This window comes from Parafrigoribacterium humi, from assembly GCF_040227205.1.
GTDB lineage: Bacteria > Actinomycetota > Actinomycetes > Actinomycetales > Microbacteriaceae > Parafrigoribacterium_A > Parafrigoribacterium_A humi.
On the sequence record NZ_JBELOA010000001.1, the window covers coordinates 225,862 to 246,888 of the forward strand.

The window sequence follows — 21,027 nt, forward strand, 5'->3', positions numbered from 1 at the left end:
ACCCCTTGTCTACCGCAGTCGCCGGTCTAGAGTGCGAACAAATCGGCCACTATCGGGAGGAAGCACCGTGTCGGAGTTCGGCCGGATAGACGTCCTGGTCAGCAATGCCGCCTTCCAAATGTCCCACGAGAAAGTCACGGACATTCCGGATGACGAATGGGACTACACGATCGCCACAAACCTGTCGGCCTTCTTTCACCTGGTCAAGGCGTCGCTGCCGCACATGACGGCCGGATCCTCGATCATCGCGTCGTCATCTGTGAACTCCGACGCACCAACGCCGTCGCTTATGCCCTACGACGCGACGAAAGCTGCACTCGCGAACATGACGGCGGCTCTCGCCCAGCTATTGGGAAGCTGCGGCATCCGGGCGAACAGTGTCGCGCCAGGGCCGATCTGGACCCCGCTCATCCCGTCGACCATGCCGGAGGAAAAGGTTGAGTCGTTCGGAGAGAACACTCCGCTCGAGCGCGCCGGGCAGCCTGCGGAACTCGCCCCGGCCTTCGTTCTGCTCGCCTCGGATGACGGGAGCTACATATCGGGCTCGCGCCTCGCCGTCACGGGCGGTCGTCCCATCCTGTGATGAATGCAAGTTCACTCGAATCGAGGAAGAAGCCAATGTCTCAAACATCTATGGAACAAGTCGATTCCGGCACAGTCGAGGTCGCGGAGCTCGCGGCGCAACTGCGCGTCGATTCCATTCGCGCGGCTGCCGGACCATCGTCGGGGCACGTGACCTCGAGCCTGTCGGCGGCGGACCTCATGGCCGTCCTGCTCTCGCGCTACCTGCGCTACGACTGGAGCGAGCCGAGTAATCCGAACAACGACCACCTGATCTTCTCCAAGGGCCACGCATCCCCGCTGTTGTACTCCATGTTCAAGGCTGCTGGCGTCGTCAGTGATGAGGAGCTCACGACGAGCTATCGCCGATTCGGCTCTCGCCTGGAGGGACATCCGACACCCGTCCTGCCCTGGGTCGACGTGGCCACGGGCTCGCTCGGCCAGGGCCTGCCCATCGGAGTCGGCATCGCGATGCTCGGCAAGCGCCTGGAGCATCGGCCTTACCGCGTATGGGTTCTCTGTGGAGACAGCGAGATGGCTGAGGGTTCCATCTGGGAGGCGCTGGACAAGGCGGGAATGCACCAGCTGTCGAACCTCACGGTCATCGTCGACGTCAATCGCCTGGGCCAGCGCGGCGCAACGGAACTCGAATGGGACCTCGACGCGTACGCACGACGAGTCGAAGCCTTCGGGGCACGCGCGATTGCGATCGACGGGCACGACCTTGGCCAGATCGACGAGGCGTTCGCGAGCTCGCTCTCGAGTGATCGGCCCACGGTGATCCTCGCTCGAACCGTGAAGGGTAAGGGCGTCGCGGAGATCGAGAACGAGAACGGATGGCACGGCAAGGCGCTGCCTCCGGACATGGCCGAACGCGCGATCTCGGCGCTGGGCGGTGTCCGCAATGACACGGTGACGCCCCTGCTGCCCGCGCAGGACGATCGACAGGAGCATCCGTCGCACGCCGCGATCGTGCTGCCCACTTACACTCTCGGCGAGAAGGTGGCGACGCGGAAGGCCTACGGGGATGCACTCAAAGCACTCGGTGTACGCAGCGACGTTCTCGTCACCGACGGCGAAGTGAGCAACTCCACCTATGCGAACCTTTTCGCCGAGGCCTATCCCGAGCGCTTCTTCGAGATGTACATCGCGGAACAGCAGCTGATCTCGACCGCGGTGGCGATGTCGGTTCGCGGCTACACACCGTTCGCATCGACCTTCGCCGCGTTCTTCTCGCGCGCCTACGACTTCATCCGGATGGCCGCCATCTCCGAGGCCGATATCAGGCTCTACGGCTCGCACGCCGGCGTCGAGATCGGTGAAGACGGGCCGTCGCAGATGGCGCTCGAGGACATTGCGGCGCTGCGGGCCATCCGAGGATCGACAGTGCTCTACCCCTCGGATGCGACGAGTGCGGCCGCCCTCGTCGGCGAGATGCTCGAACGCAAGGGCATCGTCTACCTCCGAACGACCCGCGGCAAATACCCCGTGCTCTACCCGGACGGCGAGAGGTTCCCCATCGGCGGAAGCAAGACCCTTCGCTCGACCGAATCCGACGAGGTCGCGCTGATCGGCGCGGGAGTCACCCTGCACAGCTGCCTGGCTGCGGCCGACCGTCTCGCCGATCAGGGTGTCACCGCCCGGGTCATCGACCTCTATTCCGTGAAGCCGGTCGATCGGGACGCGCTCACCGAGGCCTCGCGGGTCACCGGCGGCCGCCTCGTCGTGGTCGAGGACCATCACGTCGAGGGCGGAATAGGCTCCGCCGTGCTGGAGGCCCTGGCGAGCGAATCACAGCCTCCGCGCGTGACCCTCCTCGGCGTGCGGGGCCTGCCGGGCTCGGGCACCGCCGTAGAGCTGATGGATGCCGCCGGAATCGGCGTCGACAGCATCATCTCCGCGGCACGTGAGTTACGATCCTGACCACGGGGCTCCGCTTTCCCGCGTGACCTCGCCCGCGGACTTGTCGCGGCGCCAGCCGCGCCACGACGGCTGACGCAGCCTGCCCGTTGAGGTCCATTCCGCGAACTCGACCTCGCCGACGAGCGCGCCGGTCACCCAGTGAGCATCCGACGCGTCCGCGCGCGGGATGTCCGTGAAGGGGTTCTCGTCGGTGGCGACCGTGGCGAGGCGATCCGCGATGTCATCCAGCTCTCGATCTCTGAACCCGGTGCCGACCCTGCCGATGTACTCCAGGCCGTCCGATCCAGGGAGCCCCACCAGCAGTGAACCGATTCCTCCGGCCCTGCGCCCTTTGCCCGGGCGCCATCCACCAACCACGACTTCCTGGGTGCGATGGTGCTTCACCTTGATCCAGGACTTCGAACGCCGCCCGACCTCGTAGCGACCGTCACGTCTCTTGGCCATGACGCCCTCCAGCCGCAATTCACGACTGCCTCGCATCGCCTCATCGAAGTCTCCATCGAACGCGGGAGGCACCTGCACGGCGCCTTTCGAGTGCACGAACTCGGCCAGGCTCCGTCGCCGTTCGTCGTAGCTCTGCTTCACGAGTGAGATGCCGCCGTGCTCGAGGATGTCGAACACCAGGTACTGCACCGGGGCCGCGCGCGCCGCGCGCTCGACATCCGCCGGCCTGGTCAGCCCCATGCGCGTCTGCAGCAGCCCGAAATCGGGGCGCGATGAGGCGTTCAGCGCGACGATCTCTCCGTCGAGAATACTCGCGCCCGGCCCCGCACTCGCGCGCAGCTGCGCCGCGACCTCCGGGTAGCTGACGGTGACGTCATTGCCGTTGCGGGTACGAAGCCGGATGTCATCGTCCTTCTCGCCGAGAAAAGCGAGCGCCCGGATACCGTCCCACTTCATCTCGAAGGCCCACTCCTCCTCATCGGAGATGTCCGTGCTGCTGCCGAGCGTTGCGAGCATGGGAGACACACGTCGACGCGCGGATGTCTCCGGCCTTCCCCTGCGTGCCTCCCGCGTCTTCGTCGCGGGTGCGGCCGGAGCGGGGGAGGTCGGCGTGTCCTTCATGAGGTGGATGAGCCAATCGTCTGTTGCCTTGCCGTCTTCACCCGTGCGGATGAGCGCGAGCCTTTTCGGTCCGCCGAGGCCGCCACCGTCCTTGCCGTGCAGTGTGACGATGACCTCCTTCCCGTCCCGCCATTTCTCCAGCTCATAGCTGCCCGTGTCCCAGATCGTCACCTCGCCTGCCCCGTACTCCCCCACGGGAATACGCCCCTCGAAGCTTCCGTATTCGAGCGGGTGATCCTCGGTCTGTACCGCGAGATGGTTCTTCTTGACGTCTGTCGGAACGCCCCTGGGCAGCGCCCAAGACACCAGCACGCCATCGTGCTCGAGACGGAAGTCGTAGTGCAGCCGCCGCGCGTGATGCTCCTGGATCACAAAGCTCTGCCCCTCAGCGCCGGATGCTCGGCCGGCGGGAACGGGCTCCGGCGTCTTCGAGGCATCGCGCTTGGCCCGGTATCGCGCCAGACGGTCGGGTCCAGCCTCCTCTGCGTCGTCCGCGGAACCCGGACTCGCCGCGTGACCAGCGGCAAGGTCGGCCAGCGGGTCCCGCCGCCGCTTCATTCGCGTGAGCACCTGCGTGTAATCGAGGTGAGCGAGCTCCGGCGAAGCGAGTTCACGCCAGGTTCGGGGAACGGCCACAAAGGGCCGCGAGCGTCCGCGGAGCGAGTACGGGGTCACGGTGGTCTTCGAGGCGCTGTTCTGGCTCCAGTCCACGAGCACCTTGCCGACGCGCAGCGATCGTTTCATGTCGCTCACGATGAGCGTCGGATGATCGGCCTCCAGGGCCCGCGCGAGTTCGTGGGCGACAGCGGAGATCTGGTCTGAGGTCTGGCTGCCGTCGAGGGCGGCGTAGAGATGGATGCCCTTGCTGCCGCTCGTGACGGGCATGGGATCCAGTCCCATGTCCTTCAGAATCGCCCTCGCGTAGCTTGCGACCTCCGCGCACTCCTGCAGCCCGACGCCCTCCCCCGGGTCGAGATCGAGCACGAGCCTGTCGGGGTTCTTGATGCGCCCGGTGCGCCCAAACCTCCACTGAGGCACGTGGATCTCGAGGGCTGCGATCTGCGCGAGCCAGATCAGCGTGGCGTCGTCATTGACGAGCGGATATTCGTTGGTGTGGTTCTTGTGTTCGATCGCTCGCCGCTTGACCCAGGACGGCGTGGACTCGTCGAGGTTCTTCTGAAAGAACACCTTCCCCGGCTGCTCGGCGGTGCCGACTCCATTGACCCAGCGCTTTCGAGTGGCCGGCCGGTCTACCGCGTGGGGAATGAGCAGGTCGGCGACCTCGGCGTAGTAGGCCAGCACATCCGCCTTCGTCGTGCCGGTCTCCGGGTAGAGCACCTTGTCGAGGTTGGTCAGGGTGAGTCGGTGTCCGCCGACGGACACCACCTGCTTCTTCTGCGAGGCCTCGGTGTCGAGTCGGAGCGTGTCGAGTTGGAGCCGCGGCATGGGCATCCTCCTTCGTCCGTTAGTGGTCGGATCTTCACCCGCGAGTAGAGGCGATTGCAGCACCCCCGCTCCGCAGTGTCAACCCCTGGCAATTCGGGCGTTCGTCGCGTAGAAACGGGGAGATGACGGGAGGCGAGTGATGAGATCGATCTGGAAGGGTTCCATAGCCTTCGGCCTCGTGAACGTTCCGGTCAAGCTCTACAGCGCGACCGAGGATCACGACGTCGATCTGCACCAGGTGCACGACAAAGACGGCGGTCGCATCCGCTATCAACGCCGCTGCGAGGTCTGTGGGCGCATCATCGATTTCGATCACATCGACAAGGCCTACGACGAGGGCGACCGCACCGTGGTTCTCACCGACGAAGACCTGAGTTCCCTGCCGGAAGAACGCAGCAGGGAGATCGAGGTCGTCGAGTTCGTGCCGAGCGACCAGGTCGACCCCGTCATGTTCGATCGCAGCTATTTTCTCGAACCCGATTCGAAATCGCCGAAAGCCTACGTTCTGTTGCGCCGGACTCTCGACGAGACGGATCGCACGGCAATCGTTCACTTCGCGCTCCGCCAGAAGACCAGGCTCGGTGCCCTCAGGGTGCGCGGCGACGTGCTCATGCTGCAGTCGCTGCTCTGGGACGACGAGGTGCGCGAAGCACACTTCCCCGCGTTGGAGGAAACCGTGCGCATCTCGGCGAAGGAATTACAGATGTCGTCATCTCTGGTGGATTCTTTCGCCTCGGACTTCTCACCAGAGAAGTTCAGTGACGACTACCAGGACCAGCTGCGCACCCTGATCGACGCCAAGCTCAAGCAGGGCGAAACGCTGGATACGGACGCCACCTTCCGAGACGAGTCCGAGGCGCAGGGTGGCGAGGTGCTCGACCTCATGGATGCGTTGCGGCGGAGCATCGCGAAGAACAAGAAGCCGTCGTCCGCACCGGCAAAGAAGTCGAAGTCCACTCAAGCGCAAAGCACGGCAAAGCCGGCCAGAAAATCCACGAAGAAGGCGCCGGCCAAACGCAAGGCCAGCTGACCACGGCAAGCCCGAACTACGACTGATCGCCGGCGAGCATCGCCCGCACCTCTGATTCGGCCGAGCCCAGCCTCGCGGGATCGATGGTCTCGCCGACGAGATAGTGGTCGACGAGCCGCGGATCCACGTAGCTCTTTCTGGCAATCGCGGGCGTGTTGCCGAGCACGCGCGCCGCATCCTCCATCGCCAACCTGATCGAGCGGGACCTCGCCCGCTGGTTTCGCGCCGGACCGCTCGACGCGAGGCTGATCGCCGCCGCGACCGTACCGTGCAGGGTACGGAAATCCTTGGCCGTGAAGTCACCGCCCGTGCGCTCCCGCACGAACGCGTTGATCTCCCCCGGGCTGACGGAGTGTTCCTGACCTCGACTGGCCCACGACAGCAGAAGGGCGTTCGGATCGTGCCGCAGGCGCGCACGAACGAAGCGAGCAAGGTCAGCGTCGACGATCTCGCTCTCCCACTGCTGGCCGCTCTTCGCAGGAAAACACAGCGTGACCGCGTCGCCGCGCACGCTCGCGTGCGAGCACAGCAACGTGGAGAGTCCGTGACTGCCGTTGGCCTCCGCGTAGCGCTCGCTGCCGATGCGCAGTGATCCGGTGTCGAGCATCCGAAATGCCGCGGCGAGCGCGCGTGCCCGCGGGGCCGTTCGTTCGCGCAGCGCCCGGGTGACCTGGCCGCGCGCGGCGGGAAGCGACTCGGCGAGTGCAAGCGCCCGATCGAACTTGCTGCGGTCTCGACGCTCCCGCCACGACGGATGGTAGATGTACTGGCGCCTGCCAGCGGCATCCATCCCGGTCGCCTGTATGTGACCGTTGGGGAACGGGGCGATCCACACCTCGGTCCACGCCGGAGGGATGGCGAGAGCGTCGAAGCGGGATCGCAGCTCCTCATCGCGCACCGTCGCACCCGAGACATCCCGGTAGCTGAAGCCACGCCCTGAGACAACGCGATGGAAGCCCTCCGCCGAGGGGTCACTGCGCCGCAGCCTCGCCACGATTCTCCTCACCGATCATTGAGCGGGTGCGAGGCCTCTCGTGGGCCGCACCACTATCGATCGTCGACCTGGCCAGCCGTGAAAGAAAGCGGTTGACTAATTTCGTATGAGCAGGCTAAGCGCGAAAGCCTAGGTGAGCAGTCGAACGGGCTTGCGCGGGTCGACCGGCTCTGCGACCGGGGTTCCCTCGCCGGCGAGCGTACGCGCGATCTCCTCCTTCTCAGCAACATTGGAACGGATCAGCGGAATCGCCTTCACGACCGCCTTCTCGAGTCGTTCCTGCAGGCGGAGGCTCGAGATCTGGTAGTCGGTGAAGTCGGAGTCGTGTGCGTACACGCCGACCGGCAGCGTGAGCGCCTGGAAGAAGCCGAACAGCGGCCGGAACTGGTGCTCGATGATGAGCGCGTGCCGCTCGCTGCCGCCGGTCGCCGCCAGCAGAATAGGGGTGTCGACGAGCGCGTACTGGTCGACGAAGTCGAAGAGGTGCTTGAACAGCCCGGTGAAGGATGCCCGGTAAACGGGGCTCGCGACCACGAGCACGTCGGCGGATTCGATCGCCAGGAGCGCGTTCTCGACCTCCTCGGAGAGCTCTGAACGCTTGAGCGTTCCCGCGAACGACGGGCCGATCTCGTTGATCCGGATGTGCACGGGCTCGATGTCCAGGTGCTGCCCGAGGGAGTCGATGATCGCGTCCACGAGCGCGATCGTGCGCGAGGGAGCCTTGAGGCTCCCCGACACTCCGACGACTCGCAGCTTCCTGGCATCCGTTGTTCTGGCATCCCGTATTTCTGGCATGAGCTAAGAATCGCTCCTCGCGGCCGCTTGTGCACATCAGGTTACGAACTTTGTCGCGCGAAATCCTCCCTGCCCACGCGCTGCCTGCCGCGTTAGAGTCGAACCATGGCTCAGGCAGTGATCGTTGACGCTATCCGTACAGTCTCCGGACGGGGCAAGCCGGGTGGCCTGCTCTCGGCCTTCCACCCGGTCGACCTGCTCGCCCAGACGCTCCAGGCGCTCGTGGCCCGCAGCGACCTCGACCCCGCACTCATCGACGACGTGATCGGCGGATGTCTCAGCCAGGTCGGCGAGCAGGCCGTCAACATCACCCGCAACGCCGTGCTCGCCGCGGGCTTCCCGCACTCGGTACCCGGCACGACCGTGGACCGTCAGTGCGGCTCGAGCCAGCAGGCCGCGCACTTCGCCGCGCAGGGCGTCATCGCGGGCGCGTACGACGTGGTGATCGCCTGCGGCGTCGAGCTCATGAGCAAGAACCCGATCAACTCGGCCACCCTCGGTCAGGACCCGTTCGGCCCGATGGTCGGCGCGCGGTATCCGGATGGGCTGGTCGGCCAGGGTATCTCCGCCGAGTTGATCGCGGCACGCTGGGACCTCAGCCGCGAGCAGCTGGACGAGTACGCCGCGCGTTCCCACAGGCTCGCCGCAACATCCGATTTCTCGAGCGAACTCGTGGATGTCGGGGTCGGCCTGGTCGACGAGACCATCCGGCCTGCCACGAACGTCGAGTCGCTCGCCGGGCTGAAGCCCGCGTTCTACGACGAGGATCTCGGCAAGCGGTTCCCCGACATCCAGTGGCGGGTGACCGCCGGCAACTCGTCCCCGCTCACCGACGGAGCCTCGGCCGTGCTCATCATGAGCGAGGAGAAGGCCGCCGCCCTCGGCCTCGCGCCGCGGGCGCGCTTCCACTCCTTCGCCGTCACCGGCTCCGACCCGATCGAGATGCTCACGGGCGTCATCCCGGTCACGGAGCGGATCCTCGATCGCTCAGGTCTCGGCATAGACGACTTCGACACCTTCGAGGTCAACGAGGCGTTCGCCTCGGTCGTGCTGGCCTGGGAGAGGGAGATCGGCGCGAATCCGGAACTCGTGAACCCTCGGGGCGGTGCGATCGCCCTCGGCCACGCGCTCGGATCCTCCGGCACGCGGCTGCTCACGACCATGGTGAACACGCTCGAGAAGACCGGCGGCCGCTACGGACTGCAGACCATGTGCGAGGGCGCAGGGATGGCCAACGCCACGATCATCGAGCGCATCTGATGGACATCGCGGGAACGGTTGCCCTGGTCACCGGCGGCGCGTCCGGACTCGGTTTCGCCACTGCGACGGCGCTGCGAGCGGCCGGCGGCGAGGTCGTCATCCTCGACCTTCCCTCCTCCGACGGCGTCGCGCAGGCCGACAGGATCGGTGCGGCGTTCGTCCCGGCGGATGTCTCGGATGCCGATCAGGTGCAGGCCGCGGTCGACCTCGCGGCCGGCCTCGGTCCACTGCGCATCGTCGTCTGCTGTGCGGGCATCGGCACTCCCGGCAAAGCCGTCGGCAAGGCGGGGCCGCTGCCGCTCGAGGACTTCGAGCGGGTCATCCGGGTGAACCTCGCGGGCACCTTCAACGTGATCCGCCTCGCAGCGGCCCACATGCAGACGATCGAGGCCGTGGGCGAAGAACGCGGGGTCATCGTGACGACCGCCTCCGTCGCGGCCTTCGACGGGCAGGTCGGCCAGCCCGCATACTCCGCCTCCAAGGCGGGCGTGGCCGGGATGACTCTGCCGCTCGCCCGCGAATTCGCGTCCAGCAAGATCCGGGTGATGACGGTCGCGCCGGGCATCTTCCAGACGCCGATGATGGCGGGGCTTCCGCAGGCGGCGCAGGATTCTCTCGGGGCGCAGGTGCCGCATCCGTCACGCCTCGGCAAGCCCGAGGAGTACGCCGCGCTCGTGGAGCACATCGTGCGTAACCCCATGCTCAACGGCGAGACCATCCGTCTCGACGGTGCGATCCGCATGGCCCCCCGCTGACCAGGCGCCAGCGATTCGAAGCAGTATCGGCACTCTTGACCTGCGTCAACGCGCACTGTGCTGCGCTCGGCCTTAATGGAGCCATCAGGCATCCTGCCTGGGAGTGGAGGCACGATCATGCGCACCGTGAAGTTCGCGACAGAACCATTCAGCTGCCCGTCCTGCGCCGGCGAGATCGAGACAGTGGTGAGCAAGAAGGACGGCGTGAAGGCCACCCAGGTCATGTTCAACTCGAACAAGATCAAGGTCTCGTTCGACGAAAGCAGAACCACCGCGGACGACATCGCCCAGTCGATCATCAGGCTCGGCTACCCGGTGCTCAGCCAGAAGGTCACCGACAGCTGAGCGTCTGATTCACTAGGTGCATGGAACATCACCACGGGCCAGACCACGACGCCAGTGTGCTGGACGCACTCGTCGCCCGCGTTCCGCTGTTCTCCGGCCTGAACGCCGAGGAGATCCACGAAATCGCGGGCCGAGTGCGGCCACGCTGGATTCCGCGAGGAACGCAGCTCTACGGCGCCGGAGAGGTGAACCCGTACCTCCGGATCATTCACACGGGATCGGTCAAGGTCTACCGCATCGCGGAGTCCGGCCATGAGCAGGTCATCCGCGTGCTCGGCGCGGGGGATTTCCTGGGCGAGAAGGCGCTCATCTCGCCGCGGGCATCCGACCACTTCGCCGTGACGCTCACCGAGTCGGAGATCTGCCTGCTCAATCACGACGACATCCGCGACTACCTGCTGCGCTACCCTTCTGTCGCCTACACAATGCTCGAGACGATCAGCGCGCGGCTGGAGAGCACGGAGGACCAGCTCAGCGCCCTCACGGGAGAGGATGCCGGCAGCCGCGTCGCCGCCTACCTCCTGTCGCTCTCGGAGGAGTACGGCCGAGCTGACTTCGAGTTCCCGATCACCAAGAAGGATGTCGCCTCCTACCTCGGGGTCACGCCCGAGACCCTGAGCCGCAGGCTCGCCGGCTTCGAGGAGCAGGGGTGGATCCGCCAGCAGGGACCCCGTCGCATCCACATCCTCGACCCGGAGTCGCTGCGCCGTGCCTGAGCTCGCCCCAGTGACGAGTTCTTGACGCCGGTCAAGGCGCCAAGAGCCACTGACGGCTCTACTGGAGTTGTGCCGCACCACCGCGGCGCACGCACCAAGGAGCCACCGATGAACGCACGCATGAAGGCCTGGATCGCTGCGGTTGCCGGGGCGCTCCTGCTCGCCGCCCTTGGACTTCATCTCGCGGGCCTCGACCTCGTCCGCGAGGTCACGCTGTTCACCGCGGCCATCGTCGCCGGGGTTCCCATCGCGATCCGTGCGATCCAGTCGCTGCGCTCGAAGGCGTTCAGCATCGACCTCCTCGTGACCATCGCCGTTGTCGGCGCCCTCATCATCGGGGAGAGGGCCGAGGCGGCGATTGTCTCGTTCCTGTTCGTCTTCGGTGCATGGCTCGAGGTACGCACGCTCGAGAAGACGAGACGGTCGCTGCGGCAGCTCATCGACCTCGCGCCCCAGCAGGCGCAGGTGGCGCGTCACGGCGAAACCATCACAGTGTCGGCGGCCGACATCGTGCGGGGCGACCGCATGATCGTGCAGTCCGGCGGCACCATCGCCGCCGACGGCACCGTACATTTCGGGCAGGGCCACGTGGACGAGGCCGGCATCACGGGCGAACCGATGCCCGTCTCCAAAGCGACCGGAGACGCCGTCTACAGCGGCACGATCCTCGACAACGGCTACCTCGAGGTCATCGCCGACCGGGTGGGAGACGACACGACCTTCGCGCAGATCATCGAGCTGATCGAGGAGGCGCAGGAGACCAAGACCAGGGCCCAGCGCTTTCTCGACCGATTCGCCCAGGTCTACACGCCGACGATCGTCGCTCTCGCGGCTCTCGTCTTCATCGTGACCCGTGACGTCGAGTTCGCCCTGACCTTCCTCGTCATCGCCTGCCCCGGCGCGCTCGTCATCTCGACCCCGGTATCGATGGTCGCGGGCCTGGGCAACGGAGCACGCCACGGCGTGCTGGTGAAGGGCGGGGATGCGCTCGAACGCCTCTCCAGGGTCGACACCATCGTCTTCGACAAGACCGGCACACTCACCCGCGGAACGCCGGAGGTCACAGAGGTGCGAACGCTCACCGGCGATGAGGCCGGGATGCTGCGGCTCGCAGCGGGCCTCGAGGTCGCCTCGGAGCATCCGCTGGGCCGCACGATCGTAGCGGCTGCGCAGGACCGTGACATCGTCGTCAGCGACTCCCCGCTTGAGATCGAGGTCATCAAGGGCGGTGGTATCCGCGGGCTCGTCAATGGGCACCGTGTGACGGTGGGTTCCCGGCGCGTGCTCGCCGAGGTCGGCACGAAGTTGTCGGGCGATGCCGCGGAATATGCGGAACAGCGCGAGCGTGCGGGCAACACGGTGGTCTTCGTCGCGATCGACGGTGCTCTCGCCGGGATCGTCTCGATCGCGGACCAGGTGCGCCCGGAGGCGGCCGCGGCGCTCGCGGAACTTCGTGACCGGGGCATACGCCGCTTCGTCATGCTCAGTGGCGACAACCGCCACACCGCGGGCCTTGTCGCCGCGCAGCTCGGCATCGACGAGGTGTGGGCCGAGCTGCTGCCGCAGGACAAGGTGCAGGCCGTCGCCGGTTTCATGGGCTCCGGACACCGCGTGGCGATGATCGGCGATGGCATCAACGACGCCCCGGCGATCATGACCGCCGACGTGGGAATCGCCATGGGTGCTGGAACCGACATCTCGATCCAGACGGCAGACGTCATCCTGATGAGCAACCGCTTCGACCAGCTGGTGCACGCCCACTCACTGGCGCGGGCGACCGTGCGCAACATGAAACAGAACACGGTCATTGCGCTCGGCACCGTCATCCTGCTGCTGGCCGGTGTGCTCGCACAACAGGTGTTCATGGCCACGGGGATGCTCGTGCACGAGGCGAGCGTGCTCATCGTGATCCTGAACGCGGTGCGTCTCGTGCGCTATCGGGCGGGACGCGCTCGGCCGTCGCCCGGCGCGGATCGAGCGGTGCGTGAGGAACGAATCCCCGTGGCGCACCACTCGACCAGCAACCGCGGTTAGAGCACCTTCGAGAGGAACGCCTTCGTGCGCTCGTGCTGCGGATTGCCCAGCACCTCGCGCGGGTCGCCTGACTCGACGACGACGCCTCCGTCCATGAACACGAGGGAGTCTGCGACCTCACGAGCGAAGCCCATCTCGTGCGTGACGACGATCATGGTCATGCCGGATGCCGCGAGCGCCTTCATGACGTCGAGCACCTCGCCGACCAGCTCCGGGTCGAGCGCCGAGGTCGGCTCATCGAACAGCATGAGCTTCGGGTCCATGGCGAGCGCCCGCGCAATCGCGACGCGCTGCTGCTGCCCACCGGAGAGATGCGCAGGGTACGCGTCGGCCTTGTTGGCAAGACCCACCCTGGCCAGGAGTTCCTTTGCTCTGGTGACCGCCGCATCCTTCTTGATGCCCTTGACGCGCATGGGCGCCTCGATGATGTTCTCGAGAGCGGTCATGTGCGGAAACAGATTGAAGCGCTGGAACACCATGCCGATGTCACGACGCTGGCGAGCAGCCTCCTTGGGGTGCAGCTCGTACAGCTTGTCTCCGCGCTCCTCGTAGCCGACGAGCACGCCGTCGACCGTGAGCCTGCCGGCGTTGACCTGCTCGAGGTGATTGATGCAGCGCAGGAAGGTGGACTTGCCCGAACCACTCGGCCCGACCAGGCACAGCACCTCGCCGCGTTTCACCGTGAGCGAGATGCTCTTGAGCACCTCGTTGAAGCCGAAGCTCTTCGACACGCAGTCCGCGTGCACCATGGGAACTTCGGTCGCGATGTCAGTCATTTCGTGTGCTCCGAACCCTGTGAATCGACGCGAGCCGCAGACGGATCTACGGCGGGAACCGTTCCGGTCACCAGCGGCACGGAGTCGGTGTCCGTTCCGCCCTTCTTCTGCGGCCTCGCCTGTCCGACGCCACGGGAGAACCGCTTCTCCAGGAAGTACTGGCCGATCATGAGGACCGAGGTGAACAGCAGGTACCAGGCGGATGCCACGAGCAGCAGCGGGATCGGGTCGAAGATGTCGACCGAGATGTCGCGCGCACGACCGTAGAGGTCGAAGCTGTACGGCACCGCGGTGACGAGCGAGGTCGTCTTCAGCATCGAGATCACCTCGTTGCCGGTCGGCGGGATGATGATCCTCATGGCCTGCGGGATGATGACCCGTCGCATGGTCTGCAGCCAGGACATGCCGAGGGCGGTGGATGCCTCCTCCTGGCCCGGGTCGACCGAAAGGATGCCCGCGCGCACGATCTCTGCCATGTACGCGGACTCATTGAGCGCGAGTCCGATCACGGCGAGCCAGAAGAAACTGATGACCGCCTTGGTCTGGAACACGATCCACGGCGCCGTGAACGGGATGCCGATGTCGATGGTGGCGTAGATGGTGGAGATGAGTCCCCAGAACACCAACTGCACGTAGACAGGGGTGCCTCGGAAGATCCAGAGGTAGAGCCAGGCGACGCCCTTGACGACCGGGTTGTCCGAGAGTCGCATGACGGCGAGGGTGATACCGAGCACGATGGCGATGACCATCGAGTACACGGTCAACATCAGGGTGTTGAAGGCGGCCTGCGAGATACGCCTGTCGAAGATGTACTTCGCGAAGTTGTCCCAGCCGTAGGCGGGACGCTGGGAGGCATCGATCACGAACAGTGCGAGGGCGCCGATGAGGATGATGGCGAAGATGATTCGCCCCGGGTGTTTGAGCCGGATCGCCTTGATGGGGGCTGGGCGTCCGTCGCCGTCCGGCGACACGGGGAACCGTGTCGCCGGACGGTTGTTCTCTGACGAACTCACGAACTAGCCCTTGGAGGCTGCGTTGATCGTGATCTCGCTGAGGGCGCCGCTCTCCACACCCCACTTGGTCAGGATCTTGGTGTAACTGCCGTCATCGAGCATCGACTGCAGGGCCTTCTGGATCGCCTTGGTCAGGTCGGAATTCTTCTTGACCGCGACACCATACGGGGCCGCATCGAACGCGGGACCTGCGGGCTCGATCTTGTCCTTGAGCTTCGAGATCGCGTAGAGGGTGATCGGGGAGTCGGCGCTCATCGCGTCGGCACGGCCGTCTGCAACCGCGGTGGTCGCGTCATCCTGCTTGTCGAACTTCAGGATCTTGATGGGCGCCTTGCCTGCGTCGGTGCAGGCCTTGGAGGCTGCGGGCAGTTCCTCGGTCTCCTCGAACGTGGTCGCCTGCACGGAGACCGTCAGGCCACACGCGTTCTTCGGATCGACGCTCTTTCCGATCGGCTGCGCCCACTGCACACCGGCGGTGAAGTAGTTGACGAAGTCGACGGCCTTCTCGCGCTCCACGTTGTCGGTGAAGGACGAGACGCCGATGTCGTAGGTGCCGCCGGTGATGCTCGGGATGATCTTGTCGAAGCTCGAGATCTGGTAATCGGCCTTGAGGCCCAGCTTCGCAGCCATGGCATCCGCGAGCTCGACGTCCCAGCCGATCGGGTTGCCTGCGTCGTCCTTGGACTCGTTCGGCGCGTAGGTCGGGTCGATACCGATGATGAGCTTGCCGGAGTCCTTGATCTTCTTCGGCAGCAGCGCGACGGCTGCCGCATCCGTGCCGACCTTGACCTGGGGGCCATCGCCCTTGTTCGGAGTGCTGTTGTCAACACAACCGGTCAGGGCAAGCGCGGCAACGGCCGCGATTGCCAGCACTGAATATCTCATGCGCATGGAAAGTTCCTAACTGTCTGTCTCTTGGTGGGTGCTGCTATTGAAACACCGGGTAACCACAAAGCGGAACAGGACCTCTCCAGGACGCCACTTCGTTGTCACGCTGGTTATCGCAGCCTAGCGTAACTTTTGAGCAAGAAATCGCCGAACAAAGGCCGATCGAGCCACTAAATACTACCAAAATGCTCAATCTGAGCGTTTCAATACTTTCTCCGCTGCGGCAGGGCTTTAGCCCTTCGAACCGACGCTCGCCTTCGCGTTGCCCTCGTAGGAGGTGTTCGTGGACTCGAAGAAGTTCACCAGTTCGAGGGTGTCGTTGGCGGTGGCCATCCACTTCGCCGGGTTCGACACCTTGTAGTGGGCATCGAATCCGAGCTCTTCGAGGCGACGATCGGCCAGGTACTTGACGTACTGGTTGATGTAGCTGGCGTTGAGCCCGAGGATCCCGCCGGGGAGCAGGTCCTTGTTGTACTGCTCCTCCATCGCCACCGCATCCAGGATCATCGTGCGGATCTCCTCGGCGAACTCTGGCGTCTGCAGATCGGGGTTCTCCTCGAGCACCGTGAGGATGAGGTTGATGCCGAATTTGAGGTGCAGGCTCTCGTCGCGCACCACCCAGTCCATGAGCGATCCGAAGTTGCGCAGGAGATTGCGCTGGCGGAACGACAGGGCGACCATGAAGCCCGAGTAGAACCAGATGCCCTCGAGGATGACGTTGTACGCAACGAGGTTGCGCACGAAGTCCTTCTTGCCCTCCGTCGTGGTGATGTCGAGGGTCTGCTCCGTCATCCGGCGGATGAACTTGACCTGGAACTCTTCCTTCTCGGCCATCGAGGGGATGTCGACGTGGGCGTCGTAGGCCGCCGCCCGGTCGATCGGGAAGGTCTCGAGCACGTACTCGAACGACATCGAGTGGTTGGCCTCTTCCCACATCTGCTTGGCGAGGTACATGTGCGCCTCTGCCGCGTTGAGATACGGGTACACGCCGAAGGCGAGCGCCTTGTTGACGAGGAGCTCGTTCGGGTTGAAGTAGCTCATCAGGAAGGTGACCGCGTGACGTTCCTCGTCGGTCATCTTCTTGAAATCGGCGATGTCCTGGTCGAGCTGGATCTCGTTGGGGAACCACGTGTTCGCGACGGCCTGGTCATACAGGTCCATGGCCCACTGGTAACGGATCGGCTTGAGGAGGAGTCCCTCCTGGATGCCTGTACCGAGAATGCCCATTGCTACTTCATCTTCTTTCTTCTCTGTCTGCGGTGACGTGTCTGCGGTGACGTGTCTGTGGGGACGAGGCCTCGATACGGCCGCGAGCGGCCTAATCGACCAACGTTACTGGCAGCTCTCGCACTGCAACTCGTCCATCGGATCGACGGGTACGTAGTATTCCTCGTTCATCAGGAGTCCGCCTTCGTAAGGCCACCGAAGCCGAAGCCGCGGCGGGGGGCCGCAGCCGGAACGGCATCCGCGTCGGGCTTCTCCGGGGCGGCGACGCCACCGAAACCGCCACGGGAACCGGAGATCGCCTCCGCCTTGTTGACCTTGACGGTGGACTGCTCCGCCTGGTGGCGAGGCTTCATGTGCAGGTAGTACGTGGTCTTGACGCCACGCTCCCAAGCGCCGTAGTAGATGTCCATCATCTCGCCGATGTCGCGGGTCTCGAGGTACATGTTGCGGCTGATGGCCTGGTCGATCCACTTCTGGGCACGCGCCGCCACCTCGAGGAAGGCGTAGGGCGAGAGCTGGAAACTCGTCTTGTACGTGGCCTTCACGTCGTCCGGAATCGCGTCGATGTTCTGGATGTCGCCCTGGCTACGCAGGATGTCCTCCTTCACCGAGTTCCAGATGCCCAGGCGCTGGAGGTCGTTGACCAGGTTGCGGTTCACCTCGAGGAACTTGCCGTTCGAGGTCGAGCGGCTGAAGATCTGCGAGAACTGCGGGTCGAAGCCGGGGGTGGTGCCGGCGACGAGGCCGATGGATGCCGTCGGCGCGATAGCCATGAGCGTCGCGTTGCGCATGCCACCCTTGACCTTCGCGCGCAGGGCATCCCAGTCGAGACGCGTCGTGCGGTTGACCTTCACGGGAACGCCGCGATCGGCTTCCATGGTCGCGATGCTGTCGATCGGGACCATGCCCTTCGACCAGCCGGAGCCATCGAAGTTCGGGTATGAGCCGCGCTCCTTGGCGAGCTCAGCACTCTCGTCGATCGCGGCGTAGGAGACGTGCTCCATGATCTCATCGATGAGGTCGTATGCCGCCTCGGACTCGTAGCTGAGGCCGAGCTTCTCCACGACATCCGTGAACCCCATGACGCCGAGGCCGACCGCACGGTTCTGGTGGTTGGAGAAGTCCGCCTCCTTCACCGACGAGCGCGTGATGTCGATGAGGTTGTCGAGCTGGCGAACGGCCAGGCGTGCCGACTCCTCGATCTTCGCGTAGTCCATCGCGGCCGCACCCCCGGTGCCCAGCATGTGCTGGGACAGGTTGATCGAGGCCAGGTTGCAGACCGAGACGTTGTCTTCGTCCTGCGGCAGCGTGATCTCGGTGCAGAGGTTCGAGAGGTGGATGGTGCCCGTGTTGTTGTTGAGCGCACGGTTGTTGATCGTGTCTTTCCAGGTGAGCCACGGGTGGCTCGACGCGGAGAGCGAGACCAGGATCGCCTTGAACTGCTCGCGCGCGGTCATCTTCTTGAACATCCGCAGTTCGCCGGCCTCGGCCATCGCGGCGTAGTGCGCGTAGCGTTCCGAGAACGCCTTGCCGTAGAGCTCGTTGAGGTCGGAGACCTCGAGCGGGTCGAACAGGTACCACGGTTCGTCGTTCTGCACGCGCTTCATGAACTCGTCGCTGATCCACACCGCGGTGTTGGCGGTGCGGGTGCGGCGGTAGGGGTCGCCGGAGTTCTGGCGGAGGTCGATGAAGTCGGAGAAGTCGAGGTGCCAGTTCTCCATGTAGAAGCACAGCGCACCGAACTTCTTGCCGCCGCGGCTGACCGCGCGCAGGATCGAGTCGATCGTGTGCATGAACGGGATCGGCCCGGTTGAGGTGGTGTTGTTCGAGCGGATGGGCGAGCCCTGGGCGCGCAGCTTGGTCACGGAGAGGCCGATGCCGCCGGTGCCTTTGGTGAGCCACATCACGTCGCGCGTGGTCTTCGCGATGTGCTCCATGTCATCCTGCATCTCCATGACGAAGCAGTTGGCGAGCTGCGGGTAGATGGTGCCCGCGTTGACGAGCGTGGATCCGGCGGCCAGGTACTCGAGGCGCGACATCTTCTCGTAGAACGCGATGGCCGCCTCGTTGGGCTTCTCCTCGTTGAGCGAGAGGCCCATGGCGATGCGCATCCAGAAGAACTGCGGCACCTCGAGGGCGTCGCCGTTGCGGCCCTTGATGCCGTAGCGGTTGTTCAGGGTGACGACACCGATGTACTTGAGCAGTTCGTCGTTGGCAGGCTCGAGGTGGTCGGCGAGCAACTCGAGGTCGAACAGCTGCGTGAGCCTCGAGTCGAGCAGCTGCTCCTCGACGCCGCGGGTGATGTTGCCCACGAAGTGGTCTCGGTGCAGCTTCTTGAGCTCGTCGTAGCCGGAGTAGTCGCCGAGCACGCGCTTGTAGATGGTCTTGAGCAGCAGGCGGGCCGCGACGGTGTCGAAGGCAGGGTCATCTTTGACGTTCTGCAGGGCGACCTGGATGACGGCCTCATCCAACTGCTGCGTCGTGATGCCGTCGAAGAGGGTGAGTTCGAGCTCGCTCGCGATCTGCGTGACCCAGGTGATGTTCTCGTCGAGGCCGACGCTCGCATCCTCGATCGCCAGGTTGATCTTGTTGGCGTCGTACGGCTCGCGCTGCCCGTCACGCTTGACTACGGTGATTGCCACGTGTGCTCCTCAAATACCGTGATGACAACGCCCCGACCGGCAGTTATCATCGCCCCGAATGACCCAGTACGGGCCACTAATCCCTGCTGTCGAGTGCATCAATCCGGTGTCGAAATCTTCTTCGACCGGGAAGTGCTGCTTGGCAGTGGAATCACTATATAGCGGGGTCACCGCTTTGCGCCAACCCCATATCTAGTGGGCGTGTCATCCACAGCTGTGTATAAGTTCGCCGAGTTCTACACAGGCCCACACGGGCACTCTCGCCCCCACCACCGACATCGCACCACCGCGCCGACAGGCTGGAATGACCCGGCCCCACTTAGACTTGCATCCTTGTGAAAAGCTACCTGGAGCTCCTCAAAACGCGCGGCGTCGCGCGTCTGATGAGCGCGCAACTGGTGGCCAGATTCCCGAGCGGGATGCTGTCGCTCGCGTACCTTATCCACATCCAGGCCACCACCGGCTCCTACGGTGCCGCCGGCCTCGTGCTCGCCGCGACGAGCGTCGGCCAGGCGATCGCGGGTCCGCTCACGAGCCGCTGGATGGGCAGTTGGGGCATGCGGCCCGTGCTCATCCTGACGACCGTGATCTGTGCGGTCTCGATGGTGACGGTCGCCCTCGTCACCCTCACGGTGCCGCTGTACATGGTCGTCGGCTTCATCGGCGGGCTCAGCTACCCGCCGATCCAGCCCGCCGTGCGCACGATCTACCCCAAGATGGTCAACTCGCGCCAGCTCACGCCGCTGTTCTCCCTCGACGCGAGCGCCCAGGAGATCATCTGGATCGCCGCCCCCGTGATCACGACCTTCGTCGCGACGCAGATCTCCTCCGTGCTCGCGATCCTGCTCGCGTGCGCGTTCCTCGTCTTCGGCGGTGCCTGGTTCATCGCCTCGCCCGAGGTCGGGCAGGTGCGCATTCCGCGCAGCAAGCGCCGCCTCGGCCTCGTGCTCACCAAGCGCCCCGTGCTGCTGGCCACCATCACCGGCTTCCTCCTGGTCGGGGCGTGCGCCGCCGTCGAGGCCGCGGTCGTGGCCACCTTCCGTGACGAGGGGCCGGAGGCTGGGCTCGTGCTCGCCATCTGGTCTGTGGCATCGCTCGCCGGCGGCCTCGCCTTCGGGCACCTGCCGATTGGGCCGTGGGCACTGGCCAGGCGGATGCTCGTGACCTTCATCGGCATGGCCCTCGCGATCTTCGCGTGGGAGTTCTGGTCTCTCTCCTTCACCCTGCTCATCGCGGGCCTGTGCATCGCGCCCGCCCTCGCCGTGATGTTCTCCATCGTCTCGGCGAGCGTCAAGTTCAGCGACACCGCAGAGGCCTACGGCTGGGTCGGCACAGGGCAGCTCATCGGTGCGGCGCTCGGCTCGGCGATCGCGGGCATCTTCATCGACCGGATCGGGCCGCAGGGCGCGTTTCTCACGGCCGCAGCGTTCGCATTTCTCGGGTTCGTCATCCCCGCTCTGTTCCACAGCTGGCATCCGGACCTGCGCGGCCAGGACGCCAGCCCGCTTCCAGACACGGGAACCGTGCCCGTGCAGCTCGGCTGAGCCGTTTACGAGC

General features: G+C 65.2%; 17 protein-coding genes. 9 read left to right on the forward strand and 8 right to left on the reverse strand.

From position 1 onward, the window contains the following. The first annotated feature begins 67 nt into the window (after positions 1-67). Both ABUA28_RS01045 and ABUA28_RS01050 read left to right on the forward strand, forming a co-directional pair. Positions 68-583, forward strand: a complete 516-nt coding sequence (locus tag ABUA28_RS01045) for an SDR family oxidoreductase (RefSeq protein ID WP_349901941.1) — start codon at positions 68-70, stop codon at positions 581-583. Positions 584-633: 50 nt separating this feature from the next. Next, positions 634-2,484: a transketolase gene (locus ABUA28_RS01050; protein WP_349901942.1), complete on the forward strand. Its 1,851-nt coding sequence runs from the start codon at positions 634-636 to the stop codon at positions 2,482-2,484. Here the strand turns inward: ABUA28_RS01050 and ABUA28_RS01055 are convergent. Continuing rightward, complete coding sequence (locus ABUA28_RS01055; protein ID WP_349901943.1) at positions 2,473-4,995, reverse strand: ATP-dependent DNA ligase; 2,523 nt, start codon at positions 4,993-4,995, stop codon at positions 2,473-2,475. The genes ABUA28_RS01050 and ABUA28_RS01055 overlap by 12 nt on opposite strands. Before the next feature lie 139 nt (positions 4,996-5,134). Here ABUA28_RS01055 and ku point away from each other — a divergent pair, with 139 nt between their 5' ends. After that, positions 5,135-6,025, forward strand: coding sequence for a non-homologous end joining protein Ku (ku, locus tag ABUA28_RS01060; protein WP_349901945.1), 891 nt, complete (start codon positions 5,135-5,137; stop codon positions 6,023-6,025). A 16-nt stretch (positions 6,026-6,041) separates the two neighbouring features. Here the strand turns inward: ku and ABUA28_RS01065 are convergent, their stop codons facing one another. Both ABUA28_RS01065 and msuE read right to left on the reverse strand, forming a co-directional pair. Then, positions 6,042-7,019 (reverse strand): DNA topoisomerase IB, encoded by a 978-nt coding sequence (locus ABUA28_RS01065; protein WP_349901946.1) that lies wholly within the window; start codon positions 7,017-7,019, stop codon positions 6,042-6,044. A 129-nt stretch (positions 7,020-7,148) separates the two neighbouring features. Continuing rightward, on the reverse strand, positions 7,149-7,814 hold the full coding sequence (msuE, locus tag ABUA28_RS01070) for an FMN reductase (RefSeq protein WP_349901948.1): 666 nt from the start codon (positions 7,812-7,814) through the stop codon (positions 7,149-7,151). Between the two features lie 105 nt (positions 7,815-7,919). Here msuE and ABUA28_RS01075 point away from each other — a divergent pair, with 105 nt between their 5' ends. The 5 genes from ABUA28_RS01075 (at position 7,920) to ABUA28_RS01095 (ending at position 12,924) form a co-directional block, all read left to right on the forward strand. Then, a complete protein-coding gene (locus ABUA28_RS01075; RefSeq protein WP_349901950.1) occupies positions 7,920-9,074 on the forward strand; it encodes a thiolase family protein in 1,155 nt (384 codons plus the stop codon). Continuing rightward, positions 9,074-9,829, forward strand: a complete 756-nt coding sequence (locus ABUA28_RS01080) for an SDR family NAD(P)-dependent oxidoreductase (RefSeq protein ID WP_349901951.1) — start codon at positions 9,074-9,076, stop codon at positions 9,827-9,829. The genes ABUA28_RS01075 and ABUA28_RS01080 overlap by 1 nt, the downstream gene beginning before the upstream one ends. Positions 9,830-9,946: 117 nt before the next feature. Further along, positions 9,947-10,174 carry a heavy-metal-associated domain-containing protein gene (locus tag ABUA28_RS01085; RefSeq protein WP_349901953.1) on the forward strand — a complete coding sequence of 76 codons (228 nt, stop codon included), beginning with the start codon at positions 9,947-9,949 and terminating at the stop codon, positions 10,172-10,174. Between the two features lie 20 nt (positions 10,175-10,194). Further along, positions 10,195-10,890, forward strand: coding sequence for a Crp/Fnr family transcriptional regulator (locus ABUA28_RS01090; RefSeq protein ID WP_349901955.1), 696 nt, complete (start codon positions 10,195-10,197; stop codon positions 10,888-10,890). 108 nt (positions 10,891-10,998) lie between these two features. Beyond that, on the forward strand, positions 10,999-12,924 hold the full coding sequence (locus ABUA28_RS01095; protein ID WP_349901957.1) for a heavy metal translocating P-type ATPase: 1,926 nt from the start codon (positions 10,999-11,001) through the stop codon (positions 12,922-12,924). Here ABUA28_RS01095 and ABUA28_RS01100 read toward each other — a convergent pair. The 5 genes from ABUA28_RS01100 to ABUA28_RS01120 form a co-directional block, all read right to left on the reverse strand. Beyond that, on the reverse strand, positions 12,921-13,700 hold the full coding sequence (locus ABUA28_RS01100; protein ID WP_349901959.1) for an amino acid ABC transporter ATP-binding protein: 780 nt from the start codon (positions 13,698-13,700) through the stop codon (positions 12,921-12,923). The genes ABUA28_RS01095 and ABUA28_RS01100 overlap by 4 nt on opposite strands. Next, entirely contained in the window at positions 13,697-14,713 is a 1,017-nt protein-coding gene (locus tag ABUA28_RS01105) for an amino acid ABC transporter permease (protein WP_349901960.1), read from the reverse strand. Before ABUA28_RS01105 ends, ABUA28_RS01100 begins: the two co-directional genes overlap by 4 nt. Before the next feature lie 3 nt (positions 14,714-14,716). Next, entirely contained in the window at positions 14,717-15,604 is an 888-nt protein-coding gene (locus ABUA28_RS01110; RefSeq protein ID WP_349901962.1) for an ABC transporter substrate-binding protein, read from the reverse strand. A 228-nt stretch (positions 15,605-15,832) separates the two neighbouring features. Beyond that, positions 15,833-16,828: a ribonucleotide-diphosphate reductase subunit beta gene (locus ABUA28_RS01115; protein WP_349901964.1), complete on the reverse strand. Its 996-nt coding sequence runs from the start codon at positions 16,826-16,828 to the stop codon at positions 15,833-15,835. 170 nt (positions 16,829-16,998) lie between these two features. Beyond that, positions 16,999-19,470, reverse strand: a complete 2,472-nt coding sequence (locus tag ABUA28_RS01120; protein ID WP_349901966.1) for a ribonucleoside-diphosphate reductase subunit alpha — start codon at positions 19,468-19,470, stop codon at positions 16,999-17,001. A gap of 335 nt (positions 19,471-19,805) precedes the next feature. On the opposite strand from ABUA28_RS01120, the gene ABUA28_RS01125 reads away from it, so the two are divergent. Further along, on the forward strand, positions 19,806-21,014 hold the full coding sequence (locus ABUA28_RS01125; RefSeq protein ID WP_349901967.1) for an MFS transporter: 1,209 nt from the start codon (positions 19,806-19,808) through the stop codon (positions 21,012-21,014). Positions 21,015-21,027 lie beyond the last annotated feature (13 nt).

Bases quoted from the DNA above. Each gene is read 5' to 3' on its own strand.
- ABUA28_RS01055 (WP_349901943.1), bottom strand. From the start codon at position 4,995: ATGCCGCGGCTCCAACTCGACACGCTCCGACTCGACACCGAGGCCTCG.
- ABUA28_RS01115 (WP_349901964.1), bottom strand. From the start codon at position 16,828: ATGGGCATTCTCGGTACAGGCATCCAGGAGGGACTCCTCCTCAAGCCG.
- ku (WP_349901945.1), top strand. From the start codon at position 5,135: ATGAGATCGATCTGGAAGGGTTCCATAGCCTTCGGCCTCGTGAACGTT.
- ABUA28_RS01085 (WP_349901953.1), top strand. From the start codon at position 9,947: ATGCGCACCGTGAAGTTCGCGACAGAACCATTCAGCTGCCCGTCCTGC.
- ABUA28_RS01095 (WP_349901957.1), top strand. From the start codon at position 10,999: ATGAACGCACGCATGAAGGCCTGGATCGCTGCGGTTGCCGGGGCGCTC.
- ABUA28_RS01050 (WP_349901942.1), top strand. From the start codon at position 634: ATGGAACAAGTCGATTCCGGCACAGTCGAGGTCGCGGAGCTCGCGGCG.
- ABUA28_RS01090 (WP_349901955.1), top strand. From the start codon at position 10,195: ATGGAACATCACCACGGGCCAGACCACGACGCCAGTGTGCTGGACGCA.
- ABUA28_RS01110 (WP_349901962.1), bottom strand. From the start codon at position 15,604: ATGCGCATGAGATATTCAGTGCTGGCAATCGCGGCCGTTGCCGCGCTT.
- ABUA28_RS01080 (WP_349901951.1), top strand. From the start codon at position 9,074: ATGGACATCGCGGGAACGGTTGCCCTGGTCACCGGCGGCGCGTCCGGA.
- ABUA28_RS01075 (WP_349901950.1), top strand. From the start codon at position 7,920: ATGGCTCAGGCAGTGATCGTTGACGCTATCCGTACAGTCTCCGGACGG.
- msuE (WP_349901948.1), bottom strand. From the start codon at position 7,814: ATGCCAGAAATACGGGATGCCAGAACAACGGATGCCAGGAAGCTGCGA.
- ABUA28_RS01100 (WP_349901959.1), bottom strand. From the start codon at position 13,700: ATGACTGACATCGCGACCGAAGTTCCCATGGTGCACGCGGACTGCGTG.